This window comes from Fundidesulfovibrio agrisoli (assembly GCF_022808715.1).
GTDB lineage: Bacteria > Desulfobacterota > Desulfovibrionia > Desulfovibrionales > Desulfovibrionaceae > Fundidesulfovibrio > Fundidesulfovibrio agrisoli.
Genome location: NZ_JAKZKX010000019.1, coordinates 26,112 through 43,049, shown reverse-complemented (window position 1 = coordinate 43,049; position 16,938 = coordinate 26,112). Strand labels below are relative to the sequence as shown.

Sequence of the window (16,938 nt, the reverse complement as noted above, 5' to 3'; positions counted from 1 at the left end):
CCCCCCCCCACCCACACCCAAAACACCCCCCCGCCCCCTCACTCTGTCCGGCGCGGGCCTTTGTTGTCGTGAGAACGTCAGGGCTATTTCTTCTTCAGGGCGGCCAGGCGGTCGGAGAGGCTCTGCTGCTCAGCGGCGGGCTTTTCCCCGGCGGCTTCCTTGAGAGCCTGGGCCAGGTAGGGGTCCTCGGACTTGGGCGGGGTGAGCAGCTGGGTCTTGGTGTTGTGCACCTCGGTCTTGGCTTCGAGCTCCGCGGCCTTCTTGGACATGGCGTCGAAGGCGGTGCCGATGGTGGAGGCCTGCTGCTTGATGCCGGCCACCACCTTGGCGCGCTCCTCCTGCTCCTTGGCGCGCTCCATGCGCACCTGGGCGGCGTCCATGCGGCGCTTGGCGTCGCTCAGGCGGGCGCGGGCGGTCTTCAGGCGCTCGGAGGCGTCCTTCACGGCCTGGGCCAGCTCGTCGTAATAGCCCTTGGCCTCGGTGGCTTCGCGCAGCTCGCGTTCCACCTCGGGAACCATCTTCTCCAGCTCGCCCAGCAGGGCGGCCAGGCTGGCCTCCACCTGGGGCTTCTCCTCGGGTGAGGCGGACTCGGCCCGGGCCTGCAGGCGCTCGGCGGCGGCCAGGCGAAGGTCGTAGTTCTTCTGGATTTCCTTGGCTTCGCGGTCTTCCTTTTCCCAGGCGTTCTTGGCCGCCACCATCTGCTGGGTCAGCTTGGTGAGCGCGTCGTCGAGCTCCCCGATCTCGGCCTCGGAGGCTGTCTCGGGGTCGAACTGCACCAGCAGCTGGACGAAACCCTGCTGGGCGTCCTGGGTCTTCTGGATGAAGAAGTGCTTCAGGAAAGTAAACATGCGTTGTCTCCTTGGAGTGTTAGGCGCGTCTTCTGAAGAACATGAAATACGCGGCGCCGCCGAAGGCCACCAGGCCCACGATGGGCCAGAGCATGCTGGAGGCGGCGTTCTTGTTCTCGATCTTGGGCTGGGCCATGACCACGTTGGGGTCAACGTCCTTGGGCAGGGCGTTGGGGTCCACGGGGGTGCCGTCCTTCTTCATCTGGTCGAGCTTGGCGTTGAGCTCGTCCAGTTGCTTCTTGAGGTCCGCGTTGGACTCGGAGAGCTTCTGGGCCTCCTGTTTGAAAGCCTGCACGCCGGGGTCGCTCTGGTGGTTGTAGAAGAAGCTGGAGCCGGAGCCGAGGTGCGAGAGCATGAACCACATGAACATGGCGTCCCACATGCCGAAGCTCGAATAGCTGTGGAAGGCGTAGCCCGGCGCGCTCCAGCCGCGGCCCGCGTAGTAGTCGCCCCGGTAGGAGCTGTAGTCCTGGTAGGAGCCGAAGGTGCGGTTCTGGTTCAGGATGGGCTTGCTGGTGCTCACCTGGCCCGGGTTCACCGGGTTGCCGGACTTGCCGAACTGGCCCTGGTACTCCTGGTAGGACTTGGTTGCGGCCGACTTGTTCACCGAAGAGGCCCCGGAGGAGGAGAAGGCCGAGGTGGACGAGGACTTCGAGCCCGTCGAGGAGGACGCGCCCGAGCTGTTGGACCAACTGGACGAGCCGGAGGGGCCGGCGGGGCTGGAGGGACTCTGGGCCGAGGAACCGGACCCGGAGGACCAGCCCGAGGAAGTGCCGGACGTGCTGCCCGAGCTCGACCCGGACGGAGTAGAGGACGACCCGGAGGACCAGCCGGAGGAGGAGCTGGTCGAACTGGAAGTACCGGAGGAGCTGGTGGAGCTCGGCTTGGATGAGCTTGACCACCCGGAGGATGAGCTTGAGCGGCTGCCGCTGGAAGAGAACGAGCTGCGGCTGGAGCTCGAACTGGAGGATGTCTTGGCCAGCGAAAGGGCGGCTGGCCCGAACACCATGCACAGGGCCAGAGCCAGGGCCAGAAGCGTTCTGAAGCGCATGGGTGACTCCTTAATAGATCTTGAGCGCCTGCGGGGTCATGACCACCCCAGTGAGGATGCGGACCAGGGCCTGGCCGGGCTCGTCGTCGGCCGAGACCAGCAGGTACTCGCGGCTGTCGCCAAGCTCGCGGCTGTAGAGCATCAGCTTGTGCTCGACCACGATGGGCTCCTTGGTGGGGTCCACGAAGATGCGCTCCTGGGCCTCCACGGGCTCGGCGTAGTCCCCGTCGCCCCAGTCGCGCGTGTAGCGCACCCCGTCGGGGGAGGTGATGTCCTGCCCGCCGATGAGCCCGCCTTCGCCGAGCCAGGTGTCCCAATCGCCGGGGGTGGCCGGGAAGACCTCCTGCAATACCTGGAGGCAGTTAACGTCCAGGACGGTGCCGTCCTTCTGCTGCTGGAACTGGTACACGGCCTGTCGCTCGCCGGCCTTCACGTAGGCCCGGGAGATGGTCAGGCCGAAGAGCTCCATGCCGGAGACGGCCTCCACCACGATCTCCCCGGAGGGCAGGGGCAGAGTCAGGCCCAGGCCCTCGTAGCGCAGGGCTTCGCCCGGCTCCACGGCCAGGATGGCCCCGATGCGCAGGGTGTCCGGCAGCTTGGGGTACTGGGGATGGTAGGAATCTTCCTTCTTTGATTTCCAGAACATGCAGGCTCCTTCAGCAAGGGGGTGGAGTCCAGTTGCATTTAGAGTGGGGCCGGGGGTTTGGCAAGATGAGCAGAACCTTTCAAAGATGAAATGATGTTCATGTGCCCGCGGGCGGGAATCAGGCTGGCAGGAAATCGTAGGCGCCAACGCCCTGCACCAGGAGCACGCGGCAGGGCTCGGGGCCGAGGCAGCGCACGCGGTGCGGGGTCCCAGCGGGGATGCGTTTGAATTCGCCCGGCGCGATGGCGTGGGTTTCGTCGGGGTCGGTGGTGGAAATCTCCACCGCGCCCTTGAGGCAGAAGGAGGTGTCGTCCACGGTGTTGTGGCGGTGCCAGGGTATCTCCTGGCCCGGGGCGAAATCCATGAGCGTGACGCGGAGTTCAGGGGTCTGGGCGATGGTCTGCTTGCCGGCGATGGCGTAGGGGGGTGGGCTCGTCTGCATGGCGTCTCCTTGCAGGCGCCGGGGCGGGAGGCTACCCCGGCGCGCCGAGTTGCGATTGCCTTCAGGCGTGCGCGTTATCCGCTGCGGGCGCATGGCAGAAAGCGCCCGGCGGCCTGCGCCGCGCCCCCGGCCGTGTACGCCTAGGACGAGGGTCCGGCGATGGCGGCGCGGGCGTGCGTGAAGCGGTACACGTCGCCTTCCATCAGGAAGGGGGTGTGCACGAAGCTTTCCATCTTCGGGGTCTTGTACTTCAGGCGCCCGAACCCGCCGCACAGAGCGGTGATGGTCACGGTCTTGCGCTGCCAGGGGTTGAAGAAGATGCGCCCAAGTTTGAGCCCGGTGGCGGTGTCTTCGATCTCCACGGCCCTGGGGAAGGAGCTGTGGTTCTCAAGCTCCACGTTCACCAGCACGCCGGAGAAGAACTCGGCGAAATCCATGAGCTTGCCGTAGCGGAACTTGTAGTTCTCGCGGACGGTCTCGATTTTGCCGGCCAGGGTTTCAACCTCATCGTCGTCGAGGTGCTGAAAGGTGTTTTTCAGGTGCGTCCGCAACAGGTGAGCCTCGTCCATTGATAGCCTCCTCATGTGTTCGAGTCTTTCGTCGCCGTCTATCACCGGAAAATCGTCGTGGTCAATTTCCGAAGCCGCGCGGGCGGCCGCCATGAGCAGTGGAAGCGTTACCATCGGGTTGCCTGTACGTCTCTTTGTCAAAAAAATGGGAGCCGCGCGGGCGGCTCCCAAAAGCAACATGAACAGGGTCGGTTGTAAAGCCTATTTGGAGGCCACCACGGAGACGGTCTGGGTGGCGATCTCCAGCTCTTCGTTGGTGGGAATCACGTACACGGCCACCGGCGAATCGTCGGAGGAGATCTTGCAGACCTCGCCGCGCTTGAAGCCGTAGTTGCGGTCCTTGTCGATCTTCACGCCCACGGAGCCCAGGCCTTCGCAGACCATCTGGCGCACGTCGGTGTCGTTCTCGCCGATGCCCGCGGTGAAGGCGATGGCGTCGCAGCCGTCAAGGGCGGCCAGGTAGGCGCCGATGTACTGCTTCACGCGGTAGCAGAACATCTCGACGGCAAGCTGGGCCATCTTGTCGCCCTTGGCGCGGGCTGCGTGGATGTCGCGCATGTCGTTCATACCGCAGATGCCCTTGAGGCCGCTCTGCTTGTTGAGCAGGTTGTCGATCTCCTCGACGCTCATGCCCTTGTTCTTGGCCAGGAAGGCGTAGATGGAGGCGTCGATGTCGCCGGAGCGGGTGCCCATCATCAGGCCCTGCAGCGGGGTCAGGCCCATGGAGGTGTCAACGCAGACGCCGTTCTTCACGGCGTCCATGGAGCAGCCGTTGCCCAGGTGCACGGTGATGCAGCTGGTCTTGTCGAAGGGCTTGCCGATGACGGAGGCGGTCTTCTTGGCCACGTACCAGTGGGAGGTGCCGTGGAAGCCGTAACGGCGCACGCCCAGCTCCGTGTAGTAGGAGTAGGGGATGGCGTAGGTGGCGGCGTAGTCGGGGATGGTGGCGTGGAAGGCGGTGTCGAACACGGCCACCTGGGGCACGCCGGGGTAGAGCACTTCCGCGGCCTCGATGCCGATGAGCTGGGGCGGGTTGTGCAGGGGGCCCAGGATGAAGAACTTGCGGATGGTGGCCTTCACGTCGGTGTCGATGACCACGGGCTCGCGGTACACGGTGCCCGCGTGCAGCACGCGGTGGCCGATGGCGGCGATGTCGGAGACGGCGCTCACAACCTTGGTCTCGGGGTTGGAGCTGATGAGCACGTTGGCGGCCTTGAGGGCGGCGCCGTGGTCGGGGAAGGCCTCCTCGGAGCTCACGGCCTTCTGCTTGTCGCTGCCGGGGAAGGACTTGTGGGCGATCTTGCCCATGGGGTCGCCGATGCGCTCCACAAGGCCGGAACAGAGCACCTCCTGGGTGTTCATGTCGATGAGCTGATATTTAAGCGACGAGCTGCCGCAGTTGAGAACCAGGACGTTCATGCAAAGGCTCCTTACGATGTATTAGTGCTGCGCCTGAATGGCGGTGATGACGACGGTGTTCACGATGTCCTCCACGGTGCAGCCGCGGGAGAGATCGTTCACGGGCTTGTTCAGGCCCTGAAGGACGGGGCCGATGGCCACGGCCGAGGCGGCGCGCTGAACGGCCTTGTAGGTGTTGTTGCCGGTGTTGAGGTCCGGGAAGATGAACACGGTGGCCTTGCCCGCCACGGCGGAGCCCGGCATCTTCAGCGCCGCGACCTCGGGGTCGATGGCGGCGTCGTACTGCAGGGGGCCTTCCAGCAGGAGCTCGGGGGCCATTTCGTGGGCGATCTTGGTGGCCTCGCGGACCTTGTCCACCTCGGCGCCGGAGCCGGAGCTGCCGGTGGAGTAGGAGAGCATGGCGATGCGCGGCTCGACCCCGAAGGCGGCGGCGGTGTGCGCGGACTGGATCGCGATTTCAGCCAGCTGCTGGGCGTTGGGGCTGGGGTTCACGGCGCAGTCGCCGAAGACCAGCACCCGGTCGGCCAGGCACATCAGGAACACGGAGCTCACGATGGACATGCCGGGCTTGGTCTTGATGATCTGCAGGGCCGGGCGGATGGTGTCCTGCGTGGTGTTGATGGAGCCGGAGACCATGCCGTTGGCCTGGCCCATCTGCACCATCATGGTGCCGAAGTAGGTGGGGGAGAGCATCTGGTCGCGGGCCATCTCCTCGGTGACGCCCTTGGCTTTGCGCATCTCGTAGTAGGTGTGCCAGTACTGCTCGTAGAACTCGGACTTGGCCGGGTTGACGATCTGGGCGCCGGAGAGGTCCAGGCCCAGCTGGGAGATCAGCGGATGGACCTCGTCCTCCTTGCCCAGGATGGTCAGGTCGGCCACGCCGCGGCGCAGCAGGATGTCGGCCGCCTTGAGGATGCGGGTGGAGGTGCCCTCGGGCAGAACGATGTGCTGGCGCTGGAGCTTGGCCTTGTCGATCAGGCTGTACTCGAACATCTTGGGCGTGATCTTGGAGGAGCGCTTGGCCTCCAGGCGGGAGCGGAAGTCCTCGCCGTTGACGTGCTTCTCGAAGGTGCCCAGGGCGGTGGCGATCTTCTTCTGGTCGTCGGACTCGATGCGGCCGTAGAGGTCCATGAGGATGCGGGCCACCTTGTAGGTGTGGCCTTCGGCCAGCAGAACCGGCAGGGGCACGCCGGTCCATCCGTCGATGAGCTTCTTGATGCTGGAGTTGGGCTCGATGCCGCCGGTGAGCACGATGCCGGCCACGTCCTGATAGGCGGTGGACAGGCGGGAGGCGTAGCAGCCCAGCACCACGTCGGCGCGGTCGCCCGGGGTGATGACCAGGGCGCCCTTCTTGATGTATTCCAGGAAGTTGCCCACCTGCATGGCGGCCACGATGTAGTCGTCGATGGGGGTGTCGAGCTGGTCCTGCCCGTAGAGCACCTGGGCGTTCAGCCACTTGGTCACGTCGGCCACGGTGGGCTTGCCCAGGGTGGCGTCCTCGGGGATGGCGTAGGTCAGGCAGTCCTGCCCGCCGATGTACTTGCAGGTCAGCCCGTTGAGGACCTTCTCCTCGAAGCCGGGGTCCACGCGGTTGACGATGGTGGCGAAGATGTCCAGGCCCTTCTCCGAGAAGGTGTCGATGGCGATCTGGGTGGAGGCGATGAGGGCCTCGGCGGGCTTGTCCAGGCCGTTGGAGACCAGGATCACCGGGCAGCCGATGTTGGAGGCGATCTCGGCGTTGATGTCGGACTCGAAGGCCAGGTCGCTGCCCAGGAAGTCCGTGCCTTCGAGCAGCACGAAGTCGTACTTGGACTCGAGCTCCTTGTACTTGGCAAGGATGTTCTCGATCATCACGGTGTGCTTGCCCTGGTTCATCATGTCGCGGGCCTGGTCCAGGGTGTAGACGAAGGTGTCCTCGTAGCGCATGTTCAGGTAGAACTGCGAGAGGATCAGGTTGATGTCGTGGTCTTTCTTGCCCTGGGTGGAGCCGGAGATGATGGGGCGGAAGAAGGCGACGCGCTGGAAATCCTTCAGGAGCAGCTGCATAACGCCCAGGCAGATGGCGGATTTGCCGCTGCGGGCCTCGGTGGCTATGATATAGAGGTTTTTAGCCATGCGATTCTCCTCGTTTGCAATGGGGTGGTTGGTGCCGGCGGGAAGAGCCACAGGTGGAGGAGGCTGCCGCCGGATGAGAGAGTGAACCAATAAGAAGGCCGGTTTGCGGCCTGAGAAGTCGGAGTTCCGGCGCGCAGGCCGGGGCGTCGGGCGACGCATATACGGAGGCGGGCGCGCTGTGGCGCGCCAGGAAAGACAGGGTGGGGGTCATGACGGTCCACGCAAGGATTGTGCTCCGGCGGGGCGAGGCCCCGTCGAAACTGGATTCGCAGGCCCTAACAAGGACCGTGCCAGATGTCCATGTTTGGCAATGGTGCATAATTCCAAGCTGTTGTCGATTCCCGTCAACTGCATCGTAGACTTATTTTCCAGACAAAACCAGAAGTGAATTGGGCCCGAGTGGTGTCGTTGCGGCTTGGGGGCGATGGACTTGGGTGAGGCTGGCTGTTCAAACACCCGGATACGCAGGGAATATTGCGAGAAGGGCCTTGCTCCGTCCGGTAAATCGGACAGGTCCGAATTGCGGGACGGAGCGTATCGAGTTTTGGAGGATCTCAGCCTACGCGAAGGATGTCGCGCGCCTCCTGCTCCGTGAGCGGCCGCCCCAGGCGCTCCGAGGCCTCGCGCACGCGGCTCACCAGCGCCTCCACATCCACGGCGGCGGGGTCGATGCCCATCTCGTTGAGCTTGGCGGCCACGGCCGCGCGTCCGCTCTTCTTGCCCAGGGCGGTGGAGCGCGCAAGGCCCAGCCGCGCCGGGTCGTAGGGCTCGAACAGGGCCGGGTCGCGGGCGATGCCGTGCACGTGCAGGCCCGTTTCGCAGGCGAACTGCCCGCTCCCGGCCACGGCCTTGCGCGGCGAAATTTCAATCCCAGCGGCTTCGGCCACGGCCCCGCACAGCCCCGGCAGTTCCGCCACGGCGTAGTCCCGCCCCAGGCGCAGGTGCAGGTAGGCGGCCAGCTCCTCGGTGCAGGCCAGCCCGGCGCGCTCGCCCAGGCCCAGCACCGTGCAGTCGGCGTAGTCGGCCCCGGCCAGCAACCCGGCCAGGGCGTTGCCCGTGCCCAGCCCGAAATCGTTGTGGCAGTGCACGCCCACCGCGATCTTCACCCCCGCCTTGAGCCGGACCACGGCCTCGGCCACGGAAAGCGGATTCCAGACCCCCACCGTGTCCGAGAGCCGCACCCGCGACGCCCCCGCGGCCTGGGCCGCCAGGGCCGCGCGCACCAGAAAATCAGGATCGGCGCGGGAGGCGTCCTCCAGGCCCACGGAGACCCGGGCCGCGCCCAACTCCCCGGCCAGGGCCACGTGGCGGGCCAGGTGCTCCAGGAGTTCTTCCTCCTCCATCTTCAGGCGGGTGCGCATGTGCGCGGCGGAGACGGGCAGGCCCATGTGCAGCCAGTCCGCGCCCAGGGGGGCGGCCGTCTCGATGGCGTCGCGGCGGCAGGCCGTCCACACCGAGACGGGCGGGGCGCCGTCGCGGGCGCGGGCCAGCTCCAGCAGGGCGGCCAGGCTCCCGTCGCGGCCGGCAACGCCCAGCTCCAGCTCGTCCACGCCCAGGCGGCACAGCCGCTCCAGAATGTCCGCCTTCTGCTCCGGGCGGAAATAGACCCCGAAGCACTGTTCGCCTTCGCGCAGGGTGGAGTCGATGAGCTTCACGGCTTCCCTGCCTCCGTGCCGGGGGTCTCCCTGGCCAGGAGCCTGGCGAAGTCGCGCGCGGGCACCGGCTTGGAGAAAAGGTAGCCCTGGAACCCGCCGCCGCAATCCAGCGCCTTGAGGAATTCAAGCTGCTCCTCAGTCTCGACGCCCTCCGCCACCACCTCCAGGCCCAGGTTCTTGGCGATGGAGACGACGGAGCTGACGATGGCCGCGTCCTCCTGGTCGGAGGGCAGGCCGCCTATGAAGGATTTGTCGATCTTGAGCGTGGTGATGGGCAACCGCTTGAGATAGCTCAGGGAGGAGTAGCCCGTGCCGAAGTCGTCCAGGGCCACGGTGATGCCCATGACGGTCAGGGCGGAAAGGCGGCTGTGGGCCTGCTCGAACCCGGTGAGAAAGAGGCTCTCGGTCACCTCCAGCTCCAGGCTGGTGGGTGGCAGTCCCGTGCGCTCCAGGATGGCCATCACGGTGTCCACCAGGCCGGGCTGCTCCAGTTGCCGGGCGGAGAGGTTCACGGCCAGCTTCAGGTGGGCGTGCCCTTCGTCGGCCCAGATGCGGGCCTGCCTGCAAGCCTGCTCCAGCACGATCTCCCCCAGGGGGACGATGAGGCCCGTCTCCTCGGCCAGGGGGATGAATTCCGCCGGGGAGACCACGGACCCGTCGGAGCGGTGCCAGCGCACCAGGGCCTCCATGCCCTGGATGGAGCCGGTGAGCAGGTCCACCCTGGGCTGGTAGTGCACCCTGAACTCATCCCTGGCCAGGGCCTTGCGCAGGTCGTTCTCCAACTGCAGGCCGCGCAGCACCCTGTCGCCCAGGTCCTCCGTGAAGAAGGCGTAGCCGCTGGGGCCGGAGCGTTTGGAGGTGTACATGGCGATCTCGGCGTTGCGCATGAGCTGGCCGGGGTCCGTGCCGTCGTTGGGCGAGATGGCGATGCCCACGCTGGCCGAGATGCGCAGTTCCTGCCCCAGTATCTCCAGCGGGGCGGCCAGGCTGGTCAGGATGCGGCCCGCCACGTGCGCGGCGTCCTCGGGCTCGCGCAGGCCGGTGAGCAGCATGTAGAAGGTGTCGCCCCCGTAGCGGGAGAGGGTGTCGGCCTGGCGCATCAGCGGGGTCAGCCTGCGCGAGACCTCCGCCAGGAGCAGATCCCCGGCGCGGTGCCCCAGGCTGTCGTTGACGGCCCGGAAGCGGTCCAGGTCCAGGCAGATCACGCCCAAAAGCCCGCCGGACTTGGCGGCGTTGCGCAGGGCCACGCCCAGGCGGTCCTGGAAGAGGAACCGGTTGGGCAGGTCGGTCAGGGCGTCGTGGTAGGTCTGCTGGTGGATGAGGTCCTTGTCGCGCTTGATGTCCGTGAGGTCGTGGAACACGGCCACATAGCGCTGCAGCGCGCCGGAGCCGTCGCGCACGGCGGTGATGGCCAGCCACTCCGGGTAGGCCTCGCCGGACTTGCGGCGGTTCCATATCTCGCCGGACCAGTGCCCGGTCTCGGAAATGGCCCGCCACATGTCCGCGTAGAAGGCGTCGTCGTGCCGGTCGGACTTGAGCACTCGCGGGTTGCGGCCCACGACCTCGCCGGCGTCGTAGCCGGTGATGGCCGTGAACGCCGGGTTGACCCACTCGATGTTCCCCTCGGGGGAGGTGATGGACACCCCCTCGCGGCAGACACCGAGCACGGTGCTCAAGAGGCGAAGAATCTCGTCCTGCGAGAGCCCGGGATAGGTGGATTCCATGTACGTCAGCCTTCGCCCGCGAAGCAGGGTCTAGAAGAATTGCAGCAGCATGCGCGTGGCCATGATGAACAGGAAGACCGCGAAGACCTTCTTGAGCTTGGCCACGGGCAGCTTGTGCGCGATCTTCGCCCCGGTGGGGGCGGTGAGCATGCTGCAGACCACCAGCCCGATCAGGGCGGGGATGTAGATGAATCCCAGGGTCGCGCCCGGCAGCCCGGCCTTGCCCAGGCCGCCGAAAATGTAGCCCACGGTGCCGGCCAGGGCGATGGGGAAGCCGATGGCCGCCGAGGTGCCCACGGCCTGGTGCATGGGGATGTTGCACCAGGTCATGAACGGCACGGAGAGGGTGCCGCCGCCGATGCCCACCAGGGCGGAAATGACGCCGATGCCCGAACCCACGCCGAAGATGCCCTTGGCGCCGGGGATCTCGCGGCTGGGCTTGGGCTTGATGTTCAAAAACATCTGGAAGGAGACGTAGTAGAGGAAGAAGACGAAGAAGCCCTTGAGGAATCCGCTGGAGAGGATGGAGGCCAGCCAGCTGCCCGCCAGGGTGCCCACGATGATGCCGGGGGCGATGGCCTTGACCACGTTCCAGCGCACGGCCCCGTGTCTGTGGTGGGCGCGCATGCTGGAGACGGAGGTGAACATGATGGAAGCCAGGGAGGTGCCCAGGGCCATCTGCATCATGTATTCGGGGGGCATTCCCTGCGCGGTGAAGAGCACGGACAGCACGGGGACGATGACGATGCCGCCTCCGACGCCCAGGAGCCCGGCCAGGACCCCCGCAACCGCGCCGGCGAGGGCGTACAGCAGCCAGTACGTAACCATCGGATACTCCGGATCGAAAAATTGCGGCGCAGGCCGCCGCTTGGCCAGGACTACTGACTTTTGCCGAGGATGTCGACAATCCCAGGCGGGTGGAATCAAGCGCCGGCAGGCCTTTCGGATGGGATGGGGGGCCCCTTTACATGTGTCAGCGGCCGGAGGGCGCAGCTGTCGACATTCGATCTTACAAAAAGGAGAACAAAATTGTAAACTTTTTTGAAACATCACAGTGTGACATCGCCGAACGCCCCCATCTGCCAGATTCACCCGAACTCCCCGCAGCCCGCTCCAGCCAACGATTTTACCAAATTTGCAAAAAACTGCCTGTTTTGGCACGGCGCTTGCCTTATGCCTTGCGTATTTCAAATCGACCCCATCCCCTTTCGGAGGTTTGTCATGAGAAAGATCGCAATTTACGGCAAAGGCGGCATCGGCAAGTCCACCACCACCCAGAACACCGTGGCCGGTTTGGCCACCCTGGGCAAGAAGGTCATGGTCGTGGGCTGCGACCCCAAGGCCGACTCCACCCGCCTGCTCCTCGGCGGCCTGCAGCAGAAGACCGTCCTGGACACCCTTCGTGAGGAAGGCGAGGACGTGGAGCTCGAAGACATCCTGAAGCCCGGCTTCAAGGGCACCATGTGCACCGAGTCCGGCGGCCCCGAGCCCGGCGTCGGCTGCGCCGGCCGCGGCATCATCACCTCCATCAACCTGCTCGAGCAGCTGGGCGCCTATACCGACGACAAGAAGCTCGACTACGTGTTCTACGACGTCCTGGGCGACGTCGTGTGCGGCGGTTTCGCCATGCCCATCCGTGAAGGCAAGGCCCAGGAGATCTACATCGTCGTCTCCGGCGAGATGATGGCCATGTACGCCGCCAACAACATCTGCAAGGGCATCGTGAAGTTCGCCGAGGCCGGCGGCGTGCGCCTGGGCGGCCTGATCTGCAACTCCCGCAAGGTCGACCGCGAGCTGGACCTCATCACCGCCCTGGCCGACCGCCTCGGCACCCAGATGATCCACTTCGTACCCCGCGAGAACCAGGTGCAGCGCGCCGAGCTCAACCGCAAGACGGTCATCGACTTCTCCCCCGAACACCCGCAGGCCAACGAGTACCTGGCCCTGGCCTCCAAGATCCAGGACAACCAGAAGTTCGTCATCCCCACTCCGCTGCCCATCGAGGAGCTGGAGTCCCTGCTGGTGGAATTCGGCATCGCCAACTAGCGGCCGACGGAACAACATAGAGCAAGACAGGAGAAACGAGCATGTCCCTTATCATGATCCGTTCCATCGTCCGCCCCGAGAAGGCCGACGACGTGATGGCCGCCCTCATGGACGCCGGCTTCCCGGCCGCCACCAAGCTCGCGGTCGCCGGCCGCGGCAAGCAGCGCGGCATCAAGATCGGCGAAGTGACCTACGACGAGATTCCCAAGGTCCAGATCATGACCGTCGTGTCCGAGAAGGACAAGGACTACGTGATCAAGACCATCGTTGACTCGGCCCGCACCGGCGGGAAGGGCAACTTCGGCGACGGCAAGATCTTCGTCACCCCGGTTGAAGAGATGTACACCATCAGCTCCGGCGTGAAGGAGACCGACCTCTCGAGCATCGGGGAGGCCAGGCCATGAAGGAAGTCATCGCCATCGTTCGCATGAACAAGATGAACCAGACCAAGAAGGCGTTGACCGACGCGGGCATCGCGGCCTTCTTCGCCCACGAGGCCTGGGGACGCGGCAAGGGGCTGGTGAACTCGATCGTGGCCGCGGGCGCGGCCCAGGGCTACCAGGAAGCGGCCGAAGTGCTCGGCAGCAAGGGCAAGCTCTTCGCCAAGCGCCTGATCACCGTGGTGGTGCCCGACGAGCAGGTGAGCACCGTGGTGGAGGCCATCATGGCCGCCAACAAGACCGGCCAGGCCGGCGACGGCAAGATCTTCGTGGTGCCCATGGCCGACTCCGTGCGCGTGCGCACCGGCGAGAGCGGCAACTGCGCCATCGCGTAAACGGCTCCCCGAGCCCCGAAACGGAGCCCCTGAAGAGGAAGCATTATGGACGCCCCAATCACTGAAAAGGTCGCCCCGGCGATCGATCCGGAAGAAGTCAAGAAGGAGCTTCTGGCCAAGTACCCGCCCAAGGTCGGCCGCAAGCGCTCCCAGCAGATATACATCAAGGAAAACGAGGGTCCCGAGGACCGCGAGGTGCTCTCCAACGTGCGCACCGTCCCCGGCATCGTGACCATGCGCGGCTGCACCTACGCAGGCTGCAAGGGCGTTATTCTCGGCCCCACGCGCGACATCGTGAACATCACACACGGCCCCATCGGCTGCGGCTTCTACTCCTGGCTGACCAGGCGCAACCAGACCGACGCGTCCGCCCCCGGCGCCGAGAACTACATCCCGTATGCGTTCTCCACCGACATGCAGGACGAGGACATCATCTTCGGCGGCGAGAAGAAGCTCAAGAGGGCCATCCAGGAAGCCTACGACCTGTTCAAGCCCAAGGCCATCGCCATCTTCTCCACCTGCCCCGTCGGCCTCATCGGCGACGACGTGCACGCCGTGGCCCGCGAGATGAAGGCCCTGCTCGGCATCAACATCTTCGGCTTCTCCTGCGAGGGCTACAAGGGCGTCTCGCAGTCCGCCGGCCACCACATCGCCAACAACAAGATCTTCACCGAGGTCATCGGCACCTCCGACACCCCCAACCGCACCGGCAAGTACAACATCAACATGCTGGGCGAGTACAACATCGGCGGCGACGCCTTCGAGATCGAGCGCATCCTGGACAAGTGCGGCATCACCGTGAACGCCACCTTCTCCGGCAACTCGACCTACAACGACTTCGCCTCCGCCCAGATGGCCGACCTCTCCTGCGTCATGTGCCACCGCTCCATCAACTACGTGGCGGACATGATGGAGACCAAGTACGGCATCCCCTGGATCAAGGTGAACTTCATCGGCGCCCACGCCACGGCCAAGAGCCTGCGCCGCATTGCCGCCCACTTCGGCGACCCCGAGCTGATCGCCAAGGTCGAGGCCGTCATCGCCGAGGAGATGCCCCTGGTCGAGGCCGCCCTGGCCAAGATCAAGCCCCGCACCACCGGCAAGACCGCGATGCTCTTCGTGGGCGGCTCCCGCGCGCACCACTACCAGGAGCTCTTCGCCGAACTGGGCATGACCACCCTGGCCGCCGGTTACGAGTTCGCCCACCGCGACGACTACGAAGGCCGCCACGTCATCCCGACCATCAAGATCGACGCCGACTCCCGCAACATCGAGGAGCTGCACGTCGAGGCCGACCCCGAGCGCTACAGCCCCCGCATGAGCGAGGAGGACATGAAGGCCCGCGAGGAATCCGGCTGGAAGTACAAGGAGTACGAAGGCCTGGTGCCCGACATGGCTCCCAAGACAATGATCATCGACGACCTCAACCAGTACGAGGCCGACAAGCTGATCGAAATGTACAAGCCCGACATCTTCTGCGCCGGCATCAAGGAGAAGTACTCCGTGCAGAAGATGGGCGTGCCCCTGAAGCAGCTGCACTCCTACGACTACGGCGGTCCGTACGCCGGGTTCCGGGGCGCTGTGAACTACTACAAAGACATCGACAGGATGGTGAACACCAAGGTCTGGAGCAAGGTCAAGGCTCCCTGGGCCGCGGATGGTCCCGAACTCACCGCCTGCTACGTGGCCGGCTAGGAGGAACTACCATGGCTATGCTCAGACACACACCGGCCGAAATCACGGTCGACCGCACGGCCCTGACCATCAACCCGGCCAAGACCTGCCAGCCCGTCGGCGCCATGTACGCGGCCCTGGGCATCCACGGGTGCATGCCGCACTCCCACGGCTCCCAGGGATGCTGTGCCTACCACCGCTCCGCGCTGACCAGGCACTACAAGGAACCCGTCACCGCGGCCACCAGCTCCTTCACGGAAGGCTCCTCGGTGTTCGGCGGGCAGGCCAACCTGCTCACCGCCATCCAGAACATCTTCTCCGTGTACGAGCCCGAGGTCGTGGCGGTGCACACCACCTGCCTCTCCGAGACCATCGGCGACGACATGACCCAGATCGTGGAGAAGGCCCGCACCGAGGGCAAGGTGCCCGCGGGCAAGCACGTGATCTACTGCAACACCCCCTCCTACGTGGGTTCGCACGTCACGGGCTACTCCAACATGGTGCAGGGCATGGTCAAGAACCTGGCCAAGTCCACCGGGACCAAGAACGGCAAGGTCAACGTGATCCCCGGCTTCTGCGAGCCCTCGGACATGGCCGAGATCAAGCGCCTGGCCAAGCTCATGGGCGCCGACGTGACCATGTTCCCGGACACCTCCGGCGTCATGGACGCCCCCCTGACCGGCAAGTACGAGATGTTCCCCAAGGGCGGAGCCACCGTTGAGGAGATCATGTCCTCCGGCGACGCCGTGGGCACCATCGCCCTGGGCCAGTGGGCCGCCGCCGCCCCGGCCAAGTACCTGGACGCCGAGTTCAAGGTCCCCTGCGAGATCATGGGCCTGCCCTTCGGCATCGAGGACACCGACGCCTACATCATGGCCCTCTCCAAGATGAGCGGCAAGGCCGTGCCCGCCTCCATCGACTTCGAGCGCGGCCAGGTGGTGGACGTCCTCTCCGACTACAGCCAGTACTTCTACGGCAAGCGCGTTGCCCTGGCCGGCGACCCCGACCAGATCATCGGCCTGACCAAGTTCCTGGTGGAGCTGGACATGATCCCGGCCTACATCGTCTCCGGAACCCCCGGCAACAAGCTGGAGAAGGCCATCCGCGAGATCACCAAGGACGTGCCCGGCGAAGTCAAGTTCAAGTGCCCCGGCGACATGTTCCTGCTGCACCAGTGGATCAAGCAGGAGCCCGTGGACCTGCTGATCGGCAACTCCTACATGAAGTACATCGCCCGCGACGAGGACATCCCGCTGATCCGCCACGGGTTCCCCATCGTCGACCGCTTCGGCCACTCCATGTTCCCCACCGTGGGCTACAAGGGCGCCCTGCGGCTGATGGAGAAGATCCTCGACGCCCTGCTCACGCGCCGCGACCGCGACGCCTCCGAGACCGAGTTCGAGCTGGTTTACTAGGCGACACATCGGGGGTGCGCGCCCCCGGCCTCACCATACCGCCCGGCCCGCGCGCGGCCCCGAAAGGGGGGCGCGGGGGCCGGGCGGAAACTCAAAGAGGAGTAGCGAAGATGGTCAACAAACCCAAACACCACATCCTGGTCTGCAACAGCTTCCGCGCCAAGGGCGAGCCCAAGGGCGTCTGCTTCAAGGCCGGCGGCGGCATGCTGCAATACATGGAGACCGAGATTCTGGACCGCGGCCTGGACATCCTCATCACCGGCTCCGGCTGCCTCAAGCAGTGCGAGCAGGGCCCCGTGATGATCGTCTACCCCGAGCAGTGGTGGTACGGCGGCATCGACTCCGAGGAGAAGGTGGACGAGATCCTGGACGCGCTGGAGAACGGCGAGCCCTGCGAAGACTACCTGATCTAGACTGCTATTTACGCCCCGGCCGGAGAGCGAAGAGAGCGCGCTCCCCGGCCGGGCGCACGACTTCATGCCGGGTGCCAGGCCGGCGTGAATGGGCCTCCTGCCTGCCTCACCTCAGGGAGAAGGGCGCCCCGACTTGTTCGGGGCGC

Annotated in this window: 16 protein-coding genes; 6 read left to right on the top strand and 10 right to left on the bottom strand. The window is 65.5% G+C overall.

Going from position 1 to position 16,938, the window contains the following annotated elements; all coding sequences use genetic code 11:
* Positions 1 to 83: 83 nt before the first annotated feature.
* The 10 genes from MLE27_RS13345 to MLE27_RS13300 all read right to left on the bottom strand — a co-directional run bounded on the left by MLE27_RS13345 (position 84) and on the right by MLE27_RS13300 (position 11,297).
* Positions 84 to 848, bottom strand: a complete 765-nt coding sequence (locus MLE27_RS13345) for a hypothetical protein (RefSeq protein WP_243312581.1) — start codon at positions 846 to 848, stop codon at positions 84 to 86.
* 19 nt (positions 849 to 867) lie between these two features.
* Entirely contained in the window at positions 868 to 1,899 is a 1,032-nt protein-coding gene (locus MLE27_RS13340; RefSeq protein ID WP_243312580.1) for a coiled-coil domain-containing protein, read from the bottom strand.
* A 10-nt stretch (positions 1,900 to 1,909) separates the two neighbouring features.
* Entirely contained in the window at positions 1,910 to 2,545 is a 636-nt protein-coding gene (locus MLE27_RS13335) for a DUF2491 family protein (protein ID WP_243312579.1), read from the bottom strand.
* Positions 2,546 to 2,663: 118 nt separating this feature from the next.
* Positions 2,664 to 2,987, bottom strand: coding sequence for a cupin domain-containing protein (locus MLE27_RS13330; RefSeq protein ID WP_243312578.1), 324 nt, complete (start codon positions 2,985 to 2,987; stop codon positions 2,664 to 2,666).
* A 140-nt stretch (positions 2,988 to 3,127) separates the two neighbouring features.
* Positions 3,128 to 3,556, bottom strand: a complete 429-nt coding sequence (locus MLE27_RS13325) for a hypothetical protein (protein ID WP_243312577.1) — start codon at positions 3,554 to 3,556, stop codon at positions 3,128 to 3,130.
* 201 nt (positions 3,557 to 3,757) lie between these two features.
* Positions 3,758 to 4,975, bottom strand: a complete 1,218-nt coding sequence (locus MLE27_RS13320) for an acetate kinase (protein WP_243312576.1) — start codon at positions 4,973 to 4,975, stop codon at positions 3,758 to 3,760.
* 21 nt (positions 4,976 to 4,996) lie between these two features.
* Positions 4,997 to 7,090 carry a phosphate acetyltransferase gene (pta, locus tag MLE27_RS13315; RefSeq protein WP_243312575.1) on the bottom strand — a complete coding sequence of 698 codons (2,094 nt, stop codon included), beginning with the start codon at positions 7,088 to 7,090 and terminating at the stop codon, positions 4,997 to 4,999.
* 554 nt (positions 7,091 to 7,644) lie between these two features.
* Complete coding sequence (locus tag MLE27_RS13310; RefSeq protein WP_243312574.1) at positions 7,645 to 8,745, bottom strand: LeuA family protein; 1,101 nt, start codon at positions 8,743 to 8,745, stop codon at positions 7,645 to 7,647.
* The gene (locus tag MLE27_RS13305; RefSeq protein WP_243312573.1) at positions 8,742 to 10,469 is read right to left on the bottom strand and encodes a putative bifunctional diguanylate cyclase/phosphodiesterase; all 1,728 of its coding nucleotides are present in this window, start codon (positions 10,467 to 10,469) and stop codon (positions 8,742 to 8,744) included. The genes MLE27_RS13310 and MLE27_RS13305 overlap by 4 nt, the downstream gene beginning before the upstream one ends.
* A 30-nt stretch (positions 10,470 to 10,499) precedes the next feature.
* Positions 10,500 to 11,297, bottom strand: coding sequence for a sulfite exporter TauE/SafE family protein (locus tag MLE27_RS13300; RefSeq protein WP_243312572.1), 798 nt, complete (start codon positions 11,295 to 11,297; stop codon positions 10,500 to 10,502).
* Between the two features lie 393 nt (positions 11,298 to 11,690).
* Here MLE27_RS13300 and nifH point away from each other — a divergent pair, with 393 nt between their 5' ends.
* The 6 genes from nifH (at position 11,691) to MLE27_RS13270 (ending at position 16,792) form a co-directional block, all read left to right on the top strand.
* Positions 11,691 to 12,515 carry a nitrogenase iron protein gene (gene nifH, locus MLE27_RS13295; protein WP_243312571.1) on the top strand — a complete coding sequence of 275 codons (825 nt, stop codon included), beginning with the start codon at positions 11,691 to 11,693 and terminating at the stop codon, positions 12,513 to 12,515.
* A 41-nt stretch (positions 12,516 to 12,556) separates the two neighbouring features.
* The gene (locus MLE27_RS13290) at positions 12,557 to 12,919 is read left to right on the top strand and encodes a P-II family nitrogen regulator (RefSeq protein ID WP_243312570.1); all 363 of its coding nucleotides are present in this window, start codon (positions 12,557 to 12,559) and stop codon (positions 12,917 to 12,919) included.
* Positions 12,916 to 13,290 (top strand): P-II family nitrogen regulator, encoded by a 375-nt coding sequence (locus MLE27_RS13285; protein WP_243312569.1) that lies wholly within the window; start codon positions 12,916 to 12,918, stop codon positions 13,288 to 13,290. The genes MLE27_RS13290 and MLE27_RS13285 overlap by 4 nt, the downstream gene beginning before the upstream one ends.
* Before the next feature lie 45 nt (positions 13,291 to 13,335).
* Positions 13,336 to 14,985 (top strand): nitrogenase molybdenum-iron protein alpha chain, encoded by a 1,650-nt coding sequence (nifD, locus tag MLE27_RS13280; RefSeq protein WP_243312568.1) that lies wholly within the window; start codon positions 13,336 to 13,338, stop codon positions 14,983 to 14,985.
* A gap of 11 nt (positions 14,986 to 14,996) precedes the next feature.
* On the top strand, positions 14,997 to 16,379 hold the full coding sequence (gene nifK / locus MLE27_RS13275; RefSeq protein ID WP_243312567.1) for a nitrogenase molybdenum-iron protein subunit beta: 1,383 nt from the start codon (positions 14,997 to 14,999) through the stop codon (positions 16,377 to 16,379).
* Between the two features lie 110 nt (positions 16,380 to 16,489).
* Positions 16,490 to 16,792, top strand: a complete 303-nt coding sequence (locus tag MLE27_RS13270) for a (2Fe-2S) ferredoxin domain-containing protein (RefSeq protein ID WP_243312566.1) — start codon at positions 16,490 to 16,492, stop codon at positions 16,790 to 16,792.
* Positions 16,793 to 16,938 lie beyond the last annotated feature (146 nt).

Bases quoted from the DNA above. Each gene is read 5' to 3' on its own strand.
- MLE27_RS13345 (WP_243312581.1), bottom strand. From the start codon at position 848: ATGTTTACTTTCCTGAAGCACTTCTTCATCCAGAAGACCCAGGACGCC.
- MLE27_RS13340 (WP_243312580.1), bottom strand. From the start codon at position 1,899: ATGCGCTTCAGAACGCTTCTGGCCCTGGCTCTGGCCCTGTGCATGGTG.
- MLE27_RS13335 (WP_243312579.1), bottom strand. From the start codon at position 2,545: ATGTTCTGGAAATCAAAGAAGGAAGATTCCTACCATCCCCAGTACCCC.
- MLE27_RS13330 (WP_243312578.1), bottom strand. From the start codon at position 2,987: ATGCAGACGAGCCCACCCCCCTACGCCATCGCCGGCAAGCAGACCATC.
- MLE27_RS13325 (WP_243312577.1), bottom strand. From the start codon at position 3,556: ATGGACGAGGCTCACCTGTTGCGGACGCACCTGAAAAACACCTTTCAG.
- MLE27_RS13320 (WP_243312576.1), bottom strand. From the start codon at position 4,975: ATGAACGTCCTGGTTCTCAACTGCGGCAGCTCGTCGCTTAAATATCAG.
- pta (WP_243312575.1), bottom strand. From the start codon at position 7,090: ATGGCTAAAAACCTCTATATCATAGCCACCGAGGCCCGCAGCGGCAAA.
- MLE27_RS13305 (WP_243312573.1), bottom strand. From the start codon at position 10,469: ATGGAATCCACCTATCCCGGGCTCTCGCAGGACGAGATTCTTCGCCTC.
- MLE27_RS13300 (WP_243312572.1), bottom strand. From the start codon at position 11,297: ATGGTTACGTACTGGCTGCTGTACGCCCTCGCCGGCGCGGTTGCGGGG.
- nifH (WP_243312571.1), top strand. From the start codon at position 11,691: ATGAGAAAGATCGCAATTTACGGCAAAGGCGGCATCGGCAAGTCCACC.
- MLE27_RS13290 (WP_243312570.1), top strand. From the start codon at position 12,557: ATGTCCCTTATCATGATCCGTTCCATCGTCCGCCCCGAGAAGGCCGAC.
- MLE27_RS13285 (WP_243312569.1), top strand. From the start codon at position 12,916: ATGAAGGAAGTCATCGCCATCGTTCGCATGAACAAGATGAACCAGACC.
- nifD (WP_243312568.1), top strand. From the start codon at position 13,336: ATGGACGCCCCAATCACTGAAAAGGTCGCCCCGGCGATCGATCCGGAA.
- nifK (WP_243312567.1), top strand. From the start codon at position 14,997: ATGGCTATGCTCAGACACACACCGGCCGAAATCACGGTCGACCGCACG.
- MLE27_RS13270 (WP_243312566.1), top strand. From the start codon at position 16,490: ATGGTCAACAAACCCAAACACCACATCCTGGTCTGCAACAGCTTCCGC.